The organism is Halobacillus dabanensis (assembly GCF_900114165.1).
In the GTDB taxonomy this organism is placed as follows: Bacteria; Bacillota; Bacilli; order Bacillales; family Halobacillaceae; genus Halobacillus; species Halobacillus dabanensis.
On sequence record NZ_FOSB01000003.1, the window covers coordinates 160,252 to 178,670 of the forward strand.

Genomic DNA, 18,419 nt, shown 5'->3' on the forward strand with positions numbered 1-18,419 from the left:
ATTCATTATGCATTTGCTGTGATATTTTGATCGGCAACATCCGGATCGAATGGGTTGGTAGAACTGAGTCCGTTGTTCGTGATAATCCAGTTTCCTGTGTTCAAAGCTCCAGATCCGGCATTGGTTTTTGAAGTGGACTTAGGTGATAGGTAAAAGGAATCTCCGAAGTTGACTACACCACCACCTACACTGTTGATACTTATGGGACCGACAATAGCCGGCATCGCAATCGCCTCCTTTTGGTGCGATTCAGGTATTATAATTACAACCTATGCGTAAAAGGTGTTCATTGTTCATCCGCCAAATCACGGAAGTGCTTTGTATAGTTGAGAGCATCGATGTGTTCTATTCCTCCGACTTGGAAAACACCTGCGGTCGACACACCAAGGATACGGACATTATCAACCTGGATTGGCCGGTGGTGATAGGAAAACGTTTGTATTTGTACAGGTTCAAGGGGAGGGCTGCTTTCTAAAGAAAAAATAGAGTAGTCCCTAAACCGGTAAACATCAGATTTAACGCCCCCTTCTTTTTGGACGGCTAATATTCTGGAGTAGGGGGCTGCCCGAAAAACATCACCAATTTCCATAACGGAGCCGATGGCTAAGGATTGGGTCTCGATTTCATCTACATAGACCATCCGTTTAATCATCCTGGGCATTCCCTATTACTTCATTTTGCTCCATATCCACATTAGCTTCTTCTACATTCTGGTCCTGGGTGCGAATAATCAAAGATTCAGGAGGGGTGTCAAAAAAAGACTGCAGCCGAACGGTCTTATTGTCTCCAATCAAAAACAAGGAAGAACCTGAAACGCCCGTCACGCGGATATTTCCGACATGCAGGCCATAGTTATGAACGATATGGTTCATTCCACATCATCTCCTTCAAAAGTTTCAAAGTATTGCGCTATGGAGTGTTGAATCTCTGTTTGAATTTGATGGAAGAGTGACTCCGGAGGCGCCTCTGGGTTTTGATTGCGGTAATATTCCACACGCTGAGGCAATTGCTTGCGAATATCTGTGATCATTCGCTCTTTATGTTCCTCACTTACTTGTATGTCATGATCACGTGTATATTGATTCATCCACCCTGGGATATCAGAAGTCATGTATTGTTGCAGGAAATGAAGAGCCTGATCATCTGTCTGAGGTAATTGTTTATTTTGATTGTTATAAAGGTCCCCGATATCGGATAAGTCTGATCCGGTCGGGGTTAGCCCGATTTGCAGGGTGCCTTCGAGCGTCTCGATTTTTAGTTGATCAAAGTGGTATTCAATTTTTTCAATGACCGTTTTTGGTGGATGTTCCACGGATTGTAGTTGGTCGATTTTCTTTTGCAATTGATTGATCATTTTTTGTTGCTGGTCCATTTGCTGCATCATTTGCTGAATCCACGATTGCCAAGAATGATAATGATTCAAGTGCGCTCACCCCCTCATCTATTAGTATGAGAGATAGGGCGTGTCTATGTTATAGAAAGTGGAACAAGCGTACCGCCCCCAGCTTCAGGAATGAGGACCTCTCCCTCTTGAGGTAGAGCTTCAGGAGCAGGCTGCGTATAACCACCTGTATTGAATAAATCTGCTTTTGCCTGGATTACCCCTGAACTGCCGATTTGGACGATGGAGGAATTAGCTACCGTACCGATGCGCAGGAAATGGATGTAAATCGACTGGTGTACTGTAAGATTCATAGGAATACCCCCTAAGCATTATTAACAATCGGCTGATCGATCACTTCTGAGTCATTGACGAACGTATCTGCACGGTTCAGTCTGATTCGTATGCCATCACCCGTGTTGAACGAGCCGCCTCCAGCAAAGGTTTTCGCAGTCGCTTGTGGAGCCATATTGTAAACGTCACCAATATTGAAAATACTCGAAGACGAAAGAGAGATGACTTTAACGGCTCCCACTTTTGCTGGCATAACAAAAACTCCTTTCTATATGTTATGAAACTTGTTTGTCTAAATGACGTAATAAAAGTAAAATAACTATCATAGGGGGAATACATATGAAAATGACAGCTTCGCCTTTGCGTGAATCCGAGCGTCTCGACTGGATAGACGCTGCCAGAGGATTCGCTATTTTAGGAATCTTCATGGTCAACGTCCCTGCCTTCAATGCTCCATACTTCTTATATGGAGGGGCGGCAGAATATTGGTCAACTCCGCTCAGTCATACAGTGCAAGCGATAATCGATATTTTCTTTCAAGCCAGTTTCTATACATTATTTTCGTTCATGTTCGGTTTCGGCATCCAGATGATGAAGGACCGGTTAGATGAAAAGGGAATTCCGGCAAGGTCGATTATTTTCAGGAGGCTTGTTGTGCTTACAGGCTTTGGAATGATTCATGCTTTCCTCATCTGGCATGGGGATATCCTTTTATCTTATGGAGTGCTTGGGTTCGTGTTACTGGCCTTTTTCCATGTTTCATCAAAGAATTTATTATGGTGGGCATACAGCTTGCTCGCTTTCGGTGTTTTACCTTTAACGCTTGCTATGTTTCTGGTTCGAGATCAAATACAAGGGATAGTGAATCGTCCGGCAATAGAAGCAGCACGGACGAATTATGGCAATGGATCGCTCATGGATATCTGGTCACAAAATTTAGATGACTGGATTTATGCCAATCAATGGATGAACCTTCCTTTTCTTGCGTTAAGCTTACTTCCAATGTTTTTATTCGGCATGTATTTTTGCCGTAAACGCTTGTTGCATTATCCGGAAAAGTATCAGATGGCATTGAAGAAAATATGGATTCTGACAGGTCTGTTGTTTCTTTTGTTTAAAGCAGGTCCCCATTTATTCGGAAGTCCGGAATGGTTTCAACTGGCTCAAGATAGCATCGGTGGTTCAGCTTCCGCCATTTTTTATGTTTTATCTATTACTCTATTATTCCGAACCAAAATTGGTGCCCGAATCATTCATCCTTTAACATGGGTGGGGAGGATGTCGCTTTCCAATTATATCCTGCAATCCATCATCAGCTTTTGGCTTTTTTATTCGGTAGGTTTAGGCCTTTATGGTGAAGTTCCCCCGATAGGCAGTGTTTTTCTTGTGATTATCTTTTATACACTTCAAATAGTAATAAGCAAGGCCTGGTTGAAAAAGTATCGTTTCGGTCCGTTGGAATGGTTATGGCGGACGCTGACATATGGTAAGAGACAGCCTCTGAAAAGAAAGAATAAAGCTGTTTCATAATCAAAGGGGGCAGAAGCCTTGAATCGTGATCATCTCATTAAAGAAAGCAAAAGATGGGTAGAAGAAGCGATCATTACGGAAGCACAGCGGGAACAACTGATCGGACGTTACCCGAAAAAACAAAGTAAGCCACTGTTATTTACCTTTGCAGCTATTTTCATCGGATTAGGTTTTTTAACATTCATTGCGTCGAATTGGTCCTATTTGACTGACATCGGTCGCATGGGTGTTCTGATTTTCTTCCTGACTGCCTTTTACTTCACAGGGGAGTGGGTGTATCGTAAGCGGTCCAAACGTGTAGGGGTTAGTTTGCTCCTAATTGCTCTCCTCATCTTTGGGGCGAGTATTTTCCTAGTCGGTCAAATGTATCACTATACGTCATTCAGTGCCTTTCCATTTTTCTTATGGTCCTTAGTAGGTTTTGGGCTTTTTATAATCTTTAAAGATTCCTCGTTTTTTTATGTAACACTAGTCATCATAACCATCGGTCAACTTTACAGCGGGATTGTCTATCAAAATTATCACATCTGGCTTGGGCTTTTGTTTGTGACTGGCCTCGGATGGATTGTATTGAAGGCGCGCTTGATGCCTCTGTTCATCGCATTCGGAATCGGTTATGTGCTGCAGGCAGTTATCCTTGTCTTTAGCGAAGGTTATCCTTATTACTGGCTCATTGTATCTTTTTTACTTTTGTATGTCATAGAGGATTTCTTATTGGAAAAAGGAAGTCTACGAGTATTTAAGACTTTAAGCATTTTTTCTATGTTCATCATGTTAACCTTACAAATATTTTTCTTAGGTAATGACTATGTGGGAGAACTGACAGAATCATCATTGTATTTCTTTCTTGCCTGGGCTATCCTGTTTGTTTTCTCCGTCGTGCGCTCGGCTATGAGTTCCACCAATTACTATTGGATAGATTTGTTATTGTTCGTCCCCGTTTTCCGGTTTGAATTCGGTGATGTCCTCTCTTTGTTTCTTCTGTTCGTGTATGCATTACTTTGGCTTGTGTCCGGGTATCAGCAAGAAGTACCCAGATGGGTCAATAAAGGGACTGTCGCTTTTCTTTTAACAACGTTCATTGCATATTTCCAGCTTGCTTGGGATTTTATGGGGCGTTCGGTCTTCTTCTTCATTGGTGGTGTCCTTTTGTTCGGGCTAAGCTATATCCTTGAGAAAAAACGCCGTACCATCCATAAAGGGGGCGATGAGAAATGAAACGACGCTATTGGTTTTACGGCCTTGTCACAATGCAAATTTCATTTCTTCTCCTTATGTCGGCTTCCTATTATTTGATGGACATATGGGGCGAAACGATCACCCTTAAAACCACTCCGGTCGATCCTCGTGACCCTTTTTATGGGGACTATGTGACACTTAATTATGAAATCGAACAAATTCCTGAAGATCAATGGGAGATGGAGACGTCTCTTGACCGTGGGGAAAAGGTTTTTCTTTTGTTAGAAGAAGATGAAGAAGGGATCCACTCCCTTGTGAGAGCATCCACTTTATGGCCGGAAACAGAAGCGAATCAAGTGGTATTGACATCGAAATATCAATGGTACGATCCTTCTTCAAAAATGTATCAAGTTGATATTGGTCTTAGCAGATATTTTATAGAGGAAAATACCGGCACATTTTGGGAACAAAGGGAAGAAAGGAGTGTAGATATCGTACTTGCACCATGGAAACAAAAGAAAATTGCTTCCCTGGAATGACTAAAAGGCAGCTCTCATGGAAATGAGGGCTGCCCTTCGTGTGTTAGCTTAATACTTTTTTGATTTGATCAATTGCCCAATCGAGGTCCTCCTGCTTAATAACGAGAGGAGGGGCAAATCGAATGACGTTCTCATGGGTTTCTTTACATAACAGTCCTTTTTCTTTCAATTGCTCGCAATATTTACGCGCAGGTTCTGTCATCTCCACACCAATAAAAAGTCCTTTTCCGCGTACTTCTTTAATTTTCGGATTGTTGATAGATTTGAGCTCCTGCATCATGTAATTTCCAAGCTCAAGAGAACGATCAGCTAATTTTTCCTCTTCAATGACATCAAGAGAGGCGACGGAAACAGCACATGCAAGCGGATTACCTCCGAATGTAGAACCATGAGACCCCGGATTGAAGACTCCGAGAACTTCTCTGTTGGCAACTACACAAGAAATAGGAAATACGCCGCCGCCAAGAGCTTTACCCAGGATAAGCATATCCGGGCTTACTCCTTCCCAGTCACAAGCGAACATTTTACCAGTGCGTCCGAGACCAGCCTGAATTTCATCGGCAATAAACAAAACGTTTTCTTTTTTACAAACTTCATAAGCTTCTTTCAGGAACCCTTCTGGTGGCATAACGATTCCAGCTTCCCCTTGAATAGGCTCAAGAAGGAATCCGGCCGTATTTTCCGTGATCGCTTCTTTCAGCGCATCGAGATCACCGTAGGGGACTAATTTTATTCCAGGGAGCATTGGACCGAAGCCGCGCTTATATTCCTGTTCAGAAGAAAGAGAGACTGCGCTCATTGTGCGGCCATGGAAGTTTCCAGTACAAGCAATGATTTCTGCTTGATCTTCTTTGACTTTTTTAACGTCATAGGCCCAGCGTCGTGCAGCCTTGATGGCAGTCTCAACCGCCTCTGCACCAGTGTTCATAGGAAGGGCCATCTCTTTATTTGTAAGCTTACAGATCTTCTCGTACCATGGACCAAGTTGGTCGTTATGGAATGCGCGGGATGTCAAAGTCACTCGGTTTGCCTGGTCCGTCAATGCCTGGATGATTTTCGGATGGCGGTGGCCCTGGTTAACCGCAGAGTAAGCGCTTAACATATCCATATAACGATTTCCCTCGGGATCTTCCACCCAAACACCGTCAGCTTTTGCGATAACGATCGGCAGCGGGTGATAATTTTTTGCCCCATATTCTTGAGTTTGGTCGATAATGTTCTGACTGCTGATTACAGACATGCAATCCCTCCAATTTCATTTCAGTCTTAAACCATTATAACAGGTTTCATTTATATTTTCTCACAATTGAAAAAGCGTCTTTATGAGATATTAATAGGAATCGAGGGATTAGTCATGGTATCATATCGGTAGATTCTTTTGAAAAAGGAGGACCAACTTATGGCGCACTTACATATCACTTCCTGGGTTATTGCTTTTGTGCTTGTTGGGCTTGTAACAACATTCACCCGTAATGGCAATGAGAAAGTGGCAAAGATCTCTCACATGATTCTCCGTCTCTTTTATTTGCTCATTCTTTATTCCGGAGGCTCTTTGTTTGCAAGTTACTCGGTATATAGCGTTCTTGTGATCATCAAACTGCTCGTCGGTTTATGGACGGTTGCTGCTATGGAAATGGTGACAGTGAAATATAAGAAGAAAAAACCTGCAGGAATATGGTGGGCTCAGCTTTTCATCGCTGCGATTATTGCCATCGTTCTTGGGTTCGGGTTTTTAGGTGCAGGAGTTCTACCTGCATAAAAGTAACGCTGCATGCGACGATCGCATGCAGCGTTTTATGTTTAAAAGGGGGGGGCTGTGTTTCTGTGTCTGATGTTCGTCCGTTACTTGGGGGATAACGGTGATAACTATTATCAATTACAATGATAATGATTCTCATTCTATATGTCAACCTCTTATTCTTATTTTCTATAAAAATCAATTTTAAGATAAAGAGACCCTCCAATAACATCTTATTCACCTAATTTGCAGGATAGTGGAAGACTCGATTTCGAGAAATTGAAAGTGCTTTAGGGGCTGCAGGAAAGCGAGTAGCTTCCAAGCCCCCTCGCACCACACCAAAGTCTCGAAACTAAGTCTTCAAGAATAGCGAGCGCTGGGGAGCATTTGTGAGGTAAATGGGGAGGAAAGTAAATGAGCTTTTTCATAAGGAAATCGTGTCGGTCATATAGTGAGTTATGATGTTTGTTAAAGAAGAAACTCTCTAGCGCTTGGCATGCCGGCTTGCGCATCTTTGTTATGAAAAGGATGGTGAGATTAGATGTGTGGTATTGTCGGATGGATTGATGCAACACATAAAACTAATGAAAAATCTTCCATATTAGATCAGATGGCAAGTACGTTGCAGCACCGGGGCCCGGATGATTATCAGAAATGGATCGATGGACCTGCTGCTTTCGGTCATCAACGCCTGATCGTAGTGGATCCAGCAGGTGGGAAACAACCAATGATCCGCAAGAAACGAGGGGAAGAGTATGTTTTATGCTACAATGGCGAGCTTTATAATACAGACGAAGTCAGAAACCAGTTAAAAGCGAAGGGCTGGACATTCCAATCCCATTCTGATACCGAAGTGGTGCTTGTCAGCTATATGGAATGGGGGAAGAATTGTGTTGATTTTCTGAACGGTATTTTCGCTTTCAGTGTTTGGGAAAAACATCGAGAGCGGTTGTTTTTAGCACGTGACCGTCTGGGAGTGAAACCACTATTTTATAGCGATCGCAGCAATGGCGTTATGTTCGCATCTGAAATGAAAGCCATCCTTGCCCACCCTGACGTAACGGCTGCTGTGGACAATGAGGGGCTGCATGAAATTCTCTCACTTGGTCCGTCCCGTACACCCGGGGAGGGGATTTTTCAGGAGATTAATGAAATACGTCCAGGTCATTGTGCTATTTTTGAGAATGGAAAACTCACGATGGATAGATACTGGAATGTTGTAAGTGCACCACATGAACATTCCTTTGATGAAACGGTCGCTCGTGTCCGTGAATTGTTCATGGACGCTTCTCAAAGACAGCTTGTTTCTGATGTTAAGCTAGGGACATTTTTGTCCGGTGGGGTGGATTCTAGTGCAATTACAGCCGTCGCTGCGGTAAAGTATAAGCAGGATAAGCTGGGAGCGTTGCAAACATTCTCCATAGATTATAAAGACCAGGAGAAGTTTTTCAAAAAAAATGCCTTTCAGCCAGACCGTGATGAGGCGTTCATTAACCTTGTAAGTAAACAAAACAATACAAAGCATTCAGTCATGGAAGCGAAAACTGAAGACCTCGTCAGTCGGCTTAAACGTGCAGTCGAATTGCGCGATTTGCCAGGGATGGCTGATGTCGATTCCTCTTTATTGTGGTTTTGTGAAGAAATTAAAAATCATGTGACTGTCGCCTTGTCAGGAGAATGTGCTGATGAAATCTTCGGAGGGTACCCATGGTTTTACCGGCAGGAAGATAAAGATCGTAAAGGTTTTCCGTGGATTCGTTCGCTCAATGAACGGATTACCCTCGTGCGGAATGATTTAAAAGGCGATATTGATATCGAACGGTATATGTTGAAACGATATCAGGAGACAATGGATGAAACACCTCTTCTTAAGGGGGAAGGTGAGGATAGTAAGAAACACAGACAAATGTCTTATTTGAATATGAATTGGTTCATGCAAACGTTGCTTGAGCGAAAAGACAGAATGAGTATGGGGGCAAGTCTTGAAGTGCGTGTTCCGTTCAGTGATCATCGTCTAGTCGAATATGTATGGAACGTTCCATGGAGCATGAAATTCCATGACAATCAGGAGAAAGGATTATTACGTCAAGCTCTCAGAGGTATTTTACCTGATAAAGTGTTATTCAGGAAAAAGAACCCCTATCCAAAGACGTTCCATCCCGATTATACGAAAGCTGTTCATACGTGGATGGAAGAGGTATTATCAGATCCAAATTCCCCTTTGTTTGATATTTTCGATCGCGAACAAGTCCGTAAGCTCAACGATTCTGAAGGTAAGTCAATTGATACTCCTTGGTTCGGTCAATTGATGACAGGTCCTCAATTAATTGCGCATCTTTGCCAAGTGGACCATTGGCTGCGCCATTATAAAGTGAAGTTATAGTAATATGCACCCTCACAAAGGAGCATGGATGGCTACCATACCATCCATGCTCCTTTCTTGTTCCACTAACTGGCAGTATTCTTGAAGACTCGGTTTCGAGATATTGTGGGGCTCTAGGGGCTCCAGGAAACGGCTCGCTTTCCGTGGGGCGGGCGGTGAGTCTCCTCAAGCCTTGCGGGGTCTCACCAAGCACTCTCTTCCCGCAGGCGTCTCGCCATTCCCCTCCGCCCCTTTGCCATATCAGTGTCTCGAAACCACTTCTGGGGAACTCGGCTTGTATGCTCAAGCCGAGGGGATAATATAAATCGCCCCAATGGTCTTTACAAGCGTCACAGTTTGAAATAGAGCGCTTTATATTTATTATGAGTGAGGGGAAGACGTCCCATCTTGGTAGAGGGGTTCGTTTCTCATCTCCATTGGATGGGGTGGTGGGGAAGCTGGGAGACTCCCGTGGGAGAAGGAGATAGGCGAGATCCCGCAGGACGCAGTCCGAGGAAGCTCGGCGCTCCCCCACAGGAAAGCGAGTAGCTTCCCAATCACCCCTGACGCCCAACAAGGCAACGACCCCCGGAAACATCTCGAAACTGAGTCTTCAAGAATGGGGAGCTTTTGTGGGAAGGGGGATAGTGGATTGTGTCGATTTGGTGGAGAAATGGAGGAGTAATTGACGGCAGAGACTCGAAAAGGATACTCTAGAATGAGTGATAATCAACGAGGAGGACGGAAGATGAGAAAAGTTGCTATGTTGTTTCTTGTCATTCCATTCATTCTTACTGTTAGCCTCTCCACGGAAGCGGCAGAGAGAGAAGAGCGACAATGGCAGGATGAGAGCATCTATTATATAGTTATCGATCGCTTCATGAATGGGAATATGGACAATAATACGGGGACAGATTTAGACAACCCATCCGCTTATCATGGTGGGGATTTAGCGGGGATAGTGTCTCAGTTGGACTACATAAAAGAAATGGGTTTTACGACGATACAGCTTTCTCCCGTAATGGAAAATGAAGAAAGTGCTTATCATGGTTTCCAAGTAAACGAATATCGTGAAGTCGAAGCGTCTTTCGGTTCGCTTGAGAATCTGAAGAACGTCGTAGACGAAGCGCATGCACGTGAAATGAAAGTCATTTTCGATCTTCCTATTGGTTTTGTCGGGAAAAATCATCCATGGATGGAGGATGAATCTAAAGATGATTGGTTTACTGGAGATAATATCGCGAGTAATCATCCATGGTTTGAAGGCTTACCAGAAATAAATACTTCCAATAGTGATGTCCAACAATTTTTCAAGGAAACGATGGATTATTGGCAGAATGAGACTGGGGTCGATGGTTTCCGTCTCATTTCAAGTGGGGAAGTGGATCAGGAGTGGAGTTCGACAGGCAACAGAGTCCTGGATATCGATTACATAGATAAAGAAAAGCCGTTCCGTAATGAAGCAAGAGAGGCTTTCCGACAGGCGGGACATTCTCTAGGTGACCTCGTCGTGGAAGAAAAGGACCAAAAAGTACATCAACTTGATTTTTATGATGTCTCCAGATTCACTCACCTTGCTGTTGAGGAGGGACAAAACCCTGTTACAAGGTGGCGTCTTGCATTGACATACCTGTTTACATCACCTGGCATTCCCCAATTGTATTATGGAACGGAAACTCCTTTAGATGATGGAGGGAATTCTCAAAATTTGCCGATGATGAATTTCAAAGCAGGCGATGAAGAAATAAAAAAAAGAATAGAAAAATTGACTTCTATGAGAGAGCAGTTTCCGGCGTTGACTAGAGGTGATTACAAGGAACTCTATAATCAAGATGGACTTGCTGTTTTTCAGCGCAGTTATCAAGGAGATACGATGGTGATTGCTATTAACAACGCTGAAGAAACCCAATCGATGGAACTTGAAGATATGAAAGATGATCAGCAATTGAGAGGCTTGCTCCACGATGGACTAGTCCGACAACAAAAAGATGGGTCCTATCGCCTTGGTATGGAGCGGGAGACTGCGGATGTGTTCGTTGTAGAGTCTAACAGTGGGTACAACTGGTTGTTTATCGGGTTTGTTGGAGGTGTGCTCGGACTATTCGTCATCGCTGTTATCTTGATCAGTTGGAAGAACCGAAAGGCAGATAAATCATCTTAAAACGAAAAAAACCAGGCCCAAGTGTAAAAAAGGGGCCTGGTTTTCTCTTTTATATGGAATTGATTATCATACAAGTAGCTTACTTATTCAGTTTTTTGCTTCTTTTTCTTCTGCCACCAAATAAAAAGCCCAATTACTAGTAGAGGAATCAGAAAGGGAGAGTAGCCGAGAATTACGATCGTAATCCAAGAGACTAGGCTCACAATACCATTAATACTATTGAAAAATGCTTGCTTTGTTTTTTCCCAAGTGTTTAAATTCTGTTGTTCTACACCATCAATGACTACTTTTGTTTCTGTAATGGACAGAGTAATGGTGGAAAAATCACTTTGATTTTCCAAGTAGTTCATTTCTCCTTTGATGGATTCTATGTCTGCCTGGACACGTTCTAAGTCTTGGGAAATTTTTATTAAGTCTTCGGTGGCGCTGGCATCTTCTAAAAAACTTAATAAGCGGGCTTCGATTTCTTCTTTTGCTTTCAAACGTGATTCGAAGTCTACATAGCTTTTTGTAACATCACGACTGTTGATGTTCCTTGATTTTATGTTGTCGGATATGTTTTCGAAACCGCTCAATAGGGATTGGAAATTTTGTTGAGGAACGCGAATGCGAATGTGCCCTTGCCGGGTACCGTTGCCTGTCTTATTGATGTTTGTCTCTACCATATAGGCTTCGAAAGAGTTCATTTGTTCTTGTAGATTTTTTTGAAATTGGTCGTAATCTTCGGTTTCGAGGTCAATGTGTGCTTCATAGATCATCATTCTGTCTTCCATAACAGAACTTTCTTCTGCCGCCTCTCCATCGGCTTGTGGTGATTCAGAAAGTCCATGTTGTGATGTTTCAGCAGTTGATTTAGAATCACTTGCTTCTTCTGTTGTTTCCGGGTTGTCATCCTGGATGGAGTCTGTATTTTCGTTGGAGCTGCATGCTGTGAGAAATAGGATAAGGAGGGAAATGAAAATTTTTCCCTTTATTTTGGACATAAAAAGACCCCCGATCATAAGACTTGGTTAATGACAGAAGAAAGGGAAGGATCCTATGATTTATAGGCATTAGCAAAATAAAATCTGAGTAGCTTTAAATCCTGGTCCAGCTAAGCAGACATTTACCATTAAAGCTCTACTAACCTTCTTCTACATTTATCCATTAGTCGTAATTACGGGAGTAGGGTTACATTTATTTGGGAATGTTTATTTATAAGTGTCATTCAAAAAGAAAAGGGCAATGGTCCCGGGTCCTGAATGAGCACCGATAGTGGCACCGACAAAATCAATATGGATCTGTTCAGTCCCGAATTCTTTCTGAATCATTTCAGCAAGTTTTTCTGCACGTTCCAGATCGTCTCCATGACTGATGGCGATTCGTTGGTCTTTGAGGTTGGATCCTCTTTCATCCATTACCTCTATCATTCTTTTTAGGACTTTTTTTGAACCGCGAATTTTCTCAAGTGGGATAAGTTGTCCATTTTCCATATGTAACAATGGTTTGATGTTAAGTAACCCACCAACGAATGCAGCTGCCTTGCTGACACGGCCACCACGTTGTAAGTATTCTAAATCATCAACTGTAAAGATGTGTTCCATATGATGTGCGTGGTAACGACCTATTTCTAGGATCTCCTTGTAGGTCGCTCCTTTTTGTGCAAGTTCTGCTGCTCTCAAAACAACTAGCCCGTAGCCGAGAGAAGCAGCTTTCGTATCTATGACATCAAATTGCGCATCTTTATATTCTTCTTTTACTTCTTGTTCAATCATCTTGGCTGTCTGATATGTGCCGGAAAGTTCTGATGAAAAAGCGAAGTAAATGAATGGTTGACCTTTTTCTGCGTAGCTAGTAAACGTATCCCGGAAGGCTTGAGGGGAGACTTGGGCGGTTTTAGGGGCTTCCCCAGCACGCATTCTGTCATAAACGTTTTTTGGTGTTATATTTTCGCCATCTTCGTATTCTGCTTCCTGGGTAATTACTTTGAGAGGCAAGGAACGAATGGAAAGCTCTTCACGTGTCTTATGGTTCAGATCACTTGCCGAATCACACACTACTTGTATATGCATTAGCGTCACCTTCTCTTTTAGATTGTACTTTTAGTTTAGGCACAATCGACCAGATAGTCAAAATAAACCGCCTGCAATATCTCGACATAACTTTACAAAGTTCTACCAACTTTAACTTGATTTTACTTGCACGCGGTGATAAAAATGAATAGATGAAATAGCAAGGAGGTTCGGATTTGTTTACCGTAGAAATCAAACGAATATTGATTGTACTATTCGGTGCAGTATTGAATGCAATATCACTGAATTTATTCTTAATTGAAGCAAATGTCTATGCTAGTGGGTTTACAGGGGTTGCCCAGTTGCTCACAAGTATACTTAATGACTTTGTGGGCTTGCCTGTAAGTACTGGGATTCTTTTATTCTTACTTAATATTCCTGTCGCCATCCTCGGATGGTATAAAGTAGGGAGAGGATTTACGGTTTATAGTGCGATATCTGTTGCGTTTACAACCTTATTCCTTGCCCTCATCCCTGTCCAGCAATTATCCGGTGATATCATATTAAACGCTGTTTTCGGTGGTGTGCTCGGTGGTCTGGGAGTAGGTATTACATTGAAGTGGGGTGCATCCACAGGAGGTTTGGATATCGTAGCGATGGTTCTTTCCAGGATGAAGGATCGGCCGATTGGTATTTATTTCCTTGTTCTTAATAGTGCAATCATCGCTATTGCCGGGATTTTATATGAGCCAGAAAACGCTTTGTATACGTTGTTGACATTGTATGTGACGACTAGAGTCATTGATGCCATCCATACTCGTCATGAGAAGTTGACAGCGATGATCATCACTTCAAAAGCAGCTGATTTAGAAAAAGCGATCCACGGTCGGATGGTGCGTGGAATCACAACACTACCGGCGAGGGGCGCATTTACCCAACAAGATAAAAATATGTTGGTTATGGTGATAACCCGATACGAACTCTATGATCTGCAACACATTATTCAAGATGTCGATCCACAAGCATTCACAAATATTGTGCAAACGACAGGAATCTTCGGTTTTTTCCGAAAAGATGATTAAATATGTAACCTTTTCCAGTTGATATCGACTCATTAGATAAATAGAAAAAGAGGAGTGGCGTGATGAACAAGTATTTTGCCATTTTATTAGGGGGCATGATGCTTTTATTAGCAGCATGTGGAAATGATTCAGAAACAAACGAAGCGAGCGGGGAGGAGAAGAAGGATCAAACTAGTGAAGAGACTTCTGAAGATCAGGAAACAGAGATTGACATGGAAACATTAATCGATCAAGTAGTCATGGATGCCACCATTGACACGACCGCTGATACAGCGACATTCAATTTTTCTCTTGAGAATGCAGGAGAAGATCCAGTGATTTTAGGCTTTAATTCCAGTCAAAAGTATGAAGTCCAGGTGACGAATGAAGAAGGAGAGAATGTATACACGTTCTCTGCAGACAAAATGTTTACACAAGAATTGACGACAGAGGAATTAGGTCAAGGAGATGTGTTTGAAGCGAAAGAATCTTGGACGGGAATTGACGAACCAGGGAATTATGAAGCGACAATGACATTTCTTGTGAATACGATCAATGATCAGCCCATTGAGGCGAATCCTTTCCAAGTAACTCAAACCTTTACCATTGAAGAAGAGGAAAGTCAGGAAGGTAATCAAGGGACTGAGGAAGAACCTACCTCTGAGCATGAAGGAGATGGTCAAGCCTTCCGTGATATTACCGTAACGGGTGAAAAAGGAGAGTATGAAATTAAGGGCGAAGCACGTGTCTTTGAAGGGAACTTCATGTATAGTGTGGAGGATGGCCATAACGTCCAAATTGAACCTACGTCCTTCCAAGTGGATGAAGGAGCACCTTCATGGTCGACTTTTGAATTGACAATTGAAATTCCAGAAGAAGATCTACCTAATTTCGGTACGTTGACTCTTACATTGTTCGAGGAAAGTGCTAAAGACGGTAGTCCTAAAAATGTAAACTATATCCCACTTGAAAATTTCCAACCTGAAGAATAAAAAAACCGCCATACACTTGTGTGTGGCGGTTTTTTAGTGGGAATCATTTTTCGTTGTAATGGACTTCAACTCCAGCGCCTTTTCCTTAAAAGCCTTAAGAAGAAGTCTGTGCTTTTTCAGTACCCATATTCTTTTATTGTAGTTGTAACTTTCTCTGTCAATTCATCCCAGTCAGCTTGAGGTAATTTGTTGACTGTGATGAAATTTTGAAAACCGAAGACATTGTCAACGCCGTCCAATTCCATTAAATCATTCATGATTTTATGTTCACTCGTTTGCCCAGGCATGACTGATACACTGCCATCGCCTTGGAAAATCATCGATTCTGCTGTGAATTTACGCGCATTAGGGTTTGGTGTTTCTTGTACTTGAATCGCCATATTCGTATCCTCCTCTGTAACGTCTATAATTATTTTACCAAAAAATCTTGACCTTCAAAACTATCAATCTCTTTTACACATGATTGCCCTATTTCTATGATACAATGAGTTCATGTTTTAGGAGGTGTGTGCGATGGAATCAAGATTGATTGACGTACTCCAACCGATAAAAGAAAATGATTATACGTTGCCTGAAGGTCAGAATTTACAAGAGCTCACCACTATGATGCTACAAAAAATAGGTTCTGTCCATCCTGTTTTACGTGATGATTTGATTCATTCCATTTTTACCACATTTATTGAACGTGGTCATTATACGAATGAACAGTTGAAAAATATTTTACAATCTGTTTTGAACAAGAACTATTTATTTTATCGGATTGGGACTTCGAAAAAAGAGGAAGATGCGGTCTTTAAACGGAGCTTTTCCGTGCTGTTGATTCCGCCGATTATGGATAAGCACAGACAATCCCCCTTTCTGAAAGAAGAAGAGATCCATCGTGTGTGGGATCATTTAAAAAAATATATGCAACAAGAAAAGGATCACCGTGGGTATGTGAAAGAGAAAGGCTGGGCTCACGCTATGGCCCATGCTGCGGATGCGATTCACAGTGTCGCTGCTTGTGATGAGATCACTAAAGAAGAAATTTTGGCTATGTTGCCTGTTATCCGTGAGCAATTCCTCATCGATCAACCTTATCTTTTTGATGAAGAAGAGCGGATGGTGACCGCTGTTATAAAGATGTTTGGCAAAATCAGTCACGAAGAAAGAGTGGAGTGGCTCGAAACATTGCTCTATATCCGGGAGGGCTGGCAAAATCCGGACGAAGATATCATTATTAATAATAGCAAGCACTTTATGAGAGCGATGTATTTTCGTATGCTGGAAGGCGATTATAAAGAGCTTCGCCAGGTTTTAGAGAATTTGTTAAGGGAACTTAGGAAACAAGAAGCCTATTAACTAATACACGGAGGAAGCGTATGATTCGATGGGGACTTTTCATCGGAACGACATCTGGTCTTGTGCTTGGTCTTTATATGTGGTTTGTCGAGCAAGTCACGGGTAAAAGGATTTACACATTGCTGATGAACGTAGATTTCATTCCAATCTTAGGTGAGATCGATTGGCCAATTTTCATGGAGTGGTTGTTCCATTTGATCATTTCTTGGATCATAGGTATTCTATTTGCTTACGCATTCACATATCAGCTGAAAAACACCAACAGATCTCGCTGGTTATCAGCCAGTATATTATCAGGTATTGCAGCGATAACTTATGTTCCTTTGACAATTTTGGCTATTAAAGAAACGCCAGCACTCAAGGATGGAGTTGCCATCTTCTATTGGTTGATGGGGCATGTCCTTTACGCTATAACATTAAAAAAATCGTATGATAGGTTTCGTTAAAAAAAGTCGGGGAATGATTCCCGACTTTTTATGTATCAGCATTTAATGGGATTAGCTAAGATATGGTCAGCATAAGTGCTACTATGATTGCCCCGATTGCCTGTATCCAACTTCCTAGTGCAGATAATCCACTCGCTTCCATCCCCTTTAATTCTTTCCCGGCGGCTACAGCCTGAATGGAATTTCCTACAACTTCTAAAGTTTCTCCATTTAATTTATAAGCATTTGATAGTGACGGTGGGTCCCCAACCGTTTCATAAAAACCAATTAGCCCACCGAGTGCTTGGAGCAAATTCCCTTTTATTACAAGATTGAGATCAAATTGCCTGTCTAAATCCGTTATTAAACTATAGATGACCGTTGAATTCCCGGCTGCCTGAATCAAGTTACCTGTCTTTGAAAAGGAAGATGCGGAGGCATTATCAGCAGCGATTCCATTCCCTGTCGCTTGTAATGTATTTCCAATTATATTAAGGCTTTGATCGTTTTCACCTGTACGGAAATCTAAAGAAGCATTAATAGCGGAAGCAATTGTCCCAGCCGCAACCACCCAATAACCGAAAAGGATCTGATTTTCAATATCATTGCTCATGGTAAATTACTCCTCTTTAGTTATGCTACTCAAATTAGCGGGATTTGTGATTTTTGGTATGAAGAGTATTTTGAATAAAACAATCCGTGGTCCCTTATCAAACATTTCAATAACTTAAAATTTGCAATAAAACAGTGAAGCGCCTGATTGTGCACGTGCACTCAATCAGGCGCTTCACTGTTTAGAAAATCATTAGGGGGTACTCAGTATATACCCCATAATTAAAAAATATAACTCCTTTTTGTCATTTAGTTTTTTTCTACCATATTTATATCAGTGAAATTTTACAATATACACTTCTGGTGATATAACTGCATACCAGAAGTGGGATAGTGTCCTATTTTCAACTGAAACAAAAAAGACCAGACCGATAACCGGCCTGATCTTTTGGTGTTATTGCAAATTGTTGTGATGTGATTCTACTTCTTGTTCAAACTGCTGTAGCTGTTGTTTCTCCTGTTGTGAACATTGGCTATAGGCAGATTGAATGGCTTGTTTTGCAGCTTCCATATCATGCTGGGAAGTTGCATCGTGTTTGCCTCCACGTCTTTGTGTGAAACGGTTAACTGCATCGCGAGCATTTTCAAAAAGGTTTTTCTCCATGGTTAAAACCCTCCTACCGTATGCTGGTCAGATTCGATTTCTTTACGATTCGCTTCTGTAAGCCGTTTGGGCTCCATCTCACTTTCGTCGAATTTTCGAACCTCGGTCCAACGATTATCTTTACGATCGGTTTTCTTTTGCTGCTCCATGACAAGACCCTCCTGTCATAAATAAGCCTGAACGCTTTCACGTTCAAGCTTAGTATGGAG

The 18,419-nt window shown here is 42.0% G+C and carries 23 protein-coding genes; 10 read left to right on the plus strand and 13 right to left on the minus strand.

Annotation, left to right across the window (positions count from 1 at the left end; translation table 11 throughout):
- Nucleotides 1-5: 5 nt before the first annotated feature.
- The 6 genes from BMZ58_RS06740 to BMZ58_RS06765 all read right to left on the minus strand — a co-directional run bounded on the left by BMZ58_RS06740 (nt 6) and on the right by BMZ58_RS06765 (nt 1,928).
- Nucleotides 6-224, minus strand: a complete 219-nt coding sequence (locus tag BMZ58_RS06740; protein ID WP_035510121.1) for a spore germination protein — start codon at nt 222-224, stop codon at nt 6-8.
- Between the two features lie 62 nt (nt 225-286).
- Complete coding sequence (locus BMZ58_RS06745) at nt 287-652, minus strand: spore germination protein GerPE (RefSeq protein ID WP_075035790.1); 366 nt, start codon at nt 650-652, stop codon at nt 287-289.
- Nucleotides 645-872, minus strand: a complete 228-nt coding sequence (locus BMZ58_RS06750; RefSeq protein ID WP_075035791.1) for a spore gernimation protein GerPD — start codon at nt 870-872, stop codon at nt 645-647. The genes BMZ58_RS06745 and BMZ58_RS06750 overlap by 8 nt, the downstream gene beginning before the upstream one ends.
- Nucleotides 869-1,423, minus strand: coding sequence for a spore germination protein GerPC (gene gerPC, locus BMZ58_RS06755; RefSeq protein WP_075035792.1), 555 nt, complete (start codon nt 1,421-1,423; stop codon nt 869-871). The genes BMZ58_RS06750 and gerPC overlap by 4 nt, the downstream gene beginning before the upstream one ends.
- Before the next feature lie 44 nt (nt 1,424-1,467).
- Entirely contained in the window at nt 1,468-1,695 is a 228-nt protein-coding gene (locus BMZ58_RS06760) for a spore germination protein GerPB (RefSeq protein WP_075035793.1), read from the minus strand.
- An 11-nt stretch (nt 1,696-1,706) separates the two neighbouring features.
- The gene (locus BMZ58_RS06765; RefSeq protein ID WP_075035794.1) at nt 1,707-1,928 is read right to left on the minus strand and encodes a spore germination protein; all 222 of its coding nucleotides are present in this window, start codon (nt 1,926-1,928) and stop codon (nt 1,707-1,709) included.
- Between the two features lie 86 nt (nt 1,929-2,014).
- Here BMZ58_RS06765 and BMZ58_RS06770 point away from each other — a divergent pair, with 86 nt between their 5' ends.
- Genes BMZ58_RS06770 through BMZ58_RS06780 form a run of 3 tightly spaced genes read left to right on the plus strand, consistent with a single transcriptional unit; the run spans nt 2,015 to nt 4,923 of the window.
- Nucleotides 2,015-3,205 (plus strand): DUF418 domain-containing protein, encoded by a 1,191-nt coding sequence (locus BMZ58_RS06770; RefSeq protein ID WP_208601405.1) that lies wholly within the window; start codon nt 2,015-2,017, stop codon nt 3,203-3,205.
- Nucleotides 3,206-3,223: 18 nt separating this feature from the next.
- A complete protein-coding gene (locus BMZ58_RS06775; protein ID WP_075035795.1) occupies nt 3,224-4,423 on the plus strand; it encodes a DUF2157 domain-containing protein in 1,200 nt (399 codons plus the stop codon).
- Nucleotides 4,420-4,923 (plus strand): GDYXXLXY domain-containing protein, encoded by a 504-nt coding sequence (locus BMZ58_RS06780; RefSeq protein WP_075035796.1) that lies wholly within the window; start codon nt 4,420-4,422, stop codon nt 4,921-4,923. The genes BMZ58_RS06775 and BMZ58_RS06780 overlap by 4 nt, the downstream gene beginning before the upstream one ends.
- 43 nt (nt 4,924-4,966) lie before the next feature.
- Here the strand turns inward: BMZ58_RS06780 and BMZ58_RS06785 are convergent, their stop codons facing one another.
- The gene (locus BMZ58_RS06785) at nt 4,967-6,163 is read right to left on the minus strand and encodes an ornithine--oxo-acid transaminase (RefSeq protein WP_075035797.1); all 1,197 of its coding nucleotides are present in this window, start codon (nt 6,161-6,163) and stop codon (nt 4,967-4,969) included.
- A gap of 159 nt (nt 6,164-6,322) precedes the next feature.
- On the opposite strand from BMZ58_RS06785, the gene BMZ58_RS06790 reads away from it, so the two are divergent.
- The 3 genes from BMZ58_RS06790 (at nt 6,323) to BMZ58_RS06800 (ending at nt 11,184) form a co-directional block, all read left to right on the plus strand.
- Nucleotides 6,323-6,682: a YisL family protein gene (locus BMZ58_RS06790; protein ID WP_075035798.1), complete on the plus strand. Its 360-nt coding sequence runs from the start codon at nt 6,323-6,325 to the stop codon at nt 6,680-6,682.
- 520 nt (nt 6,683-7,202) lie between these two features.
- Complete coding sequence (gene asnB, locus BMZ58_RS06795) at nt 7,203-9,044, plus strand: asparagine synthase (glutamine-hydrolyzing) (RefSeq protein WP_075035799.1); 1,842 nt, start codon at nt 7,203-7,205, stop codon at nt 9,042-9,044.
- Nucleotides 9,045-9,771: 727 nt separating this feature from the next.
- On the plus strand, nt 9,772-11,184 hold the full coding sequence (locus BMZ58_RS06800) for an alpha-amylase family glycosyl hydrolase (RefSeq protein WP_075035800.1): 1,413 nt from the start codon (nt 9,772-9,774) through the stop codon (nt 11,182-11,184).
- An 83-nt stretch (nt 11,185-11,267) separates the two neighbouring features.
- Here the strand turns inward: BMZ58_RS06800 and BMZ58_RS06805 are convergent, their stop codons facing one another.
- Together BMZ58_RS06805 and BMZ58_RS06810 are read right to left on the minus strand one after the other, a co-directional pair.
- Nucleotides 11,268-12,167: a DUF4349 domain-containing protein gene (locus tag BMZ58_RS06805; protein WP_075035801.1), complete on the minus strand. Its 900-nt coding sequence runs from the start codon at nt 12,165-12,167 to the stop codon at nt 11,268-11,270.
- Nucleotides 12,168-12,374: 207 nt separating this feature from the next.
- Nucleotides 12,375-13,235 carry a DegV family protein gene (locus BMZ58_RS06810; RefSeq protein ID WP_075035802.1) on the minus strand — a complete coding sequence of 287 codons (861 nt, stop codon included), beginning with the start codon at nt 13,233-13,235 and terminating at the stop codon, nt 12,375-12,377.
- Between the two features lie 176 nt (nt 13,236-13,411).
- Here BMZ58_RS06810 and BMZ58_RS06815 point away from each other — a divergent pair, with 176 nt between their 5' ends.
- Together BMZ58_RS06815 and BMZ58_RS06820 are read left to right on the plus strand one after the other, a co-directional pair.
- Nucleotides 13,412-14,257: a YitT family protein gene (locus BMZ58_RS06815; protein ID WP_075035803.1), complete on the plus strand. Its 846-nt coding sequence runs from the start codon at nt 13,412-13,414 to the stop codon at nt 14,255-14,257.
- A 62-nt stretch (nt 14,258-14,319) separates the two neighbouring features.
- A complete protein-coding gene (locus BMZ58_RS06820; RefSeq protein ID WP_075035804.1) occupies nt 14,320-15,228 on the plus strand; it encodes a BsuPI-related putative proteinase inhibitor in 909 nt (302 codons plus the stop codon).
- Between the two features lie 116 nt (nt 15,229-15,344).
- On the opposite strand, the gene BMZ58_RS06825 is transcribed toward BMZ58_RS06820, so the two are convergent.
- The gene (locus tag BMZ58_RS06825; RefSeq protein ID WP_075035805.1) at nt 15,345-15,608 is read right to left on the minus strand and encodes a NifU N-terminal domain-containing protein; all 264 of its coding nucleotides are present in this window, start codon (nt 15,606-15,608) and stop codon (nt 15,345-15,347) included.
- 133 nt (nt 15,609-15,741) lie between these two features.
- On the opposite strand from BMZ58_RS06825, the gene BMZ58_RS06830 reads away from it, so the two are divergent.
- Together BMZ58_RS06830 and BMZ58_RS06835 are read left to right on the plus strand one after the other, a co-directional pair.
- Complete coding sequence (locus BMZ58_RS06830) at nt 15,742-16,569, plus strand: DUF2785 domain-containing protein (RefSeq protein ID WP_075035806.1); 828 nt, start codon at nt 15,742-15,744, stop codon at nt 16,567-16,569.
- A gap of 20 nt (nt 16,570-16,589) precedes the next feature.
- Nucleotides 16,590-17,015, plus strand: a complete 426-nt coding sequence (locus BMZ58_RS06835) for a hypothetical protein (RefSeq protein WP_075035807.1) — start codon at nt 16,590-16,592, stop codon at nt 17,013-17,015.
- A 55-nt stretch (nt 17,016-17,070) separates the two neighbouring features.
- On the opposite strand, the gene BMZ58_RS06840 is transcribed toward BMZ58_RS06835, so the two are convergent.
- From BMZ58_RS06840 to BMZ58_RS21025, 3 genes are all read right to left on the minus strand, one after another.
- Entirely contained in the window at nt 17,071-17,607 is a 537-nt protein-coding gene (locus tag BMZ58_RS06840) for a DUF6944 family repetitive protein (RefSeq protein WP_075035808.1), read from the minus strand.
- Nucleotides 17,608-18,000: 393 nt separating this feature from the next.
- Entirely contained in the window at nt 18,001-18,210 is a 210-nt protein-coding gene (locus BMZ58_RS06845) for a DUF3813 domain-containing protein (protein WP_075035809.1), read from the minus strand.
- A 2-nt stretch (nt 18,211-18,212) separates the two neighbouring features.
- Nucleotides 18,213-18,359 (minus strand): hypothetical protein, encoded by a 147-nt coding sequence (locus BMZ58_RS21025; protein WP_167360041.1) that lies wholly within the window; start codon nt 18,357-18,359, stop codon nt 18,213-18,215.
- Between the last annotated feature and the right edge of the window lie 60 nt (nt 18,360-18,419).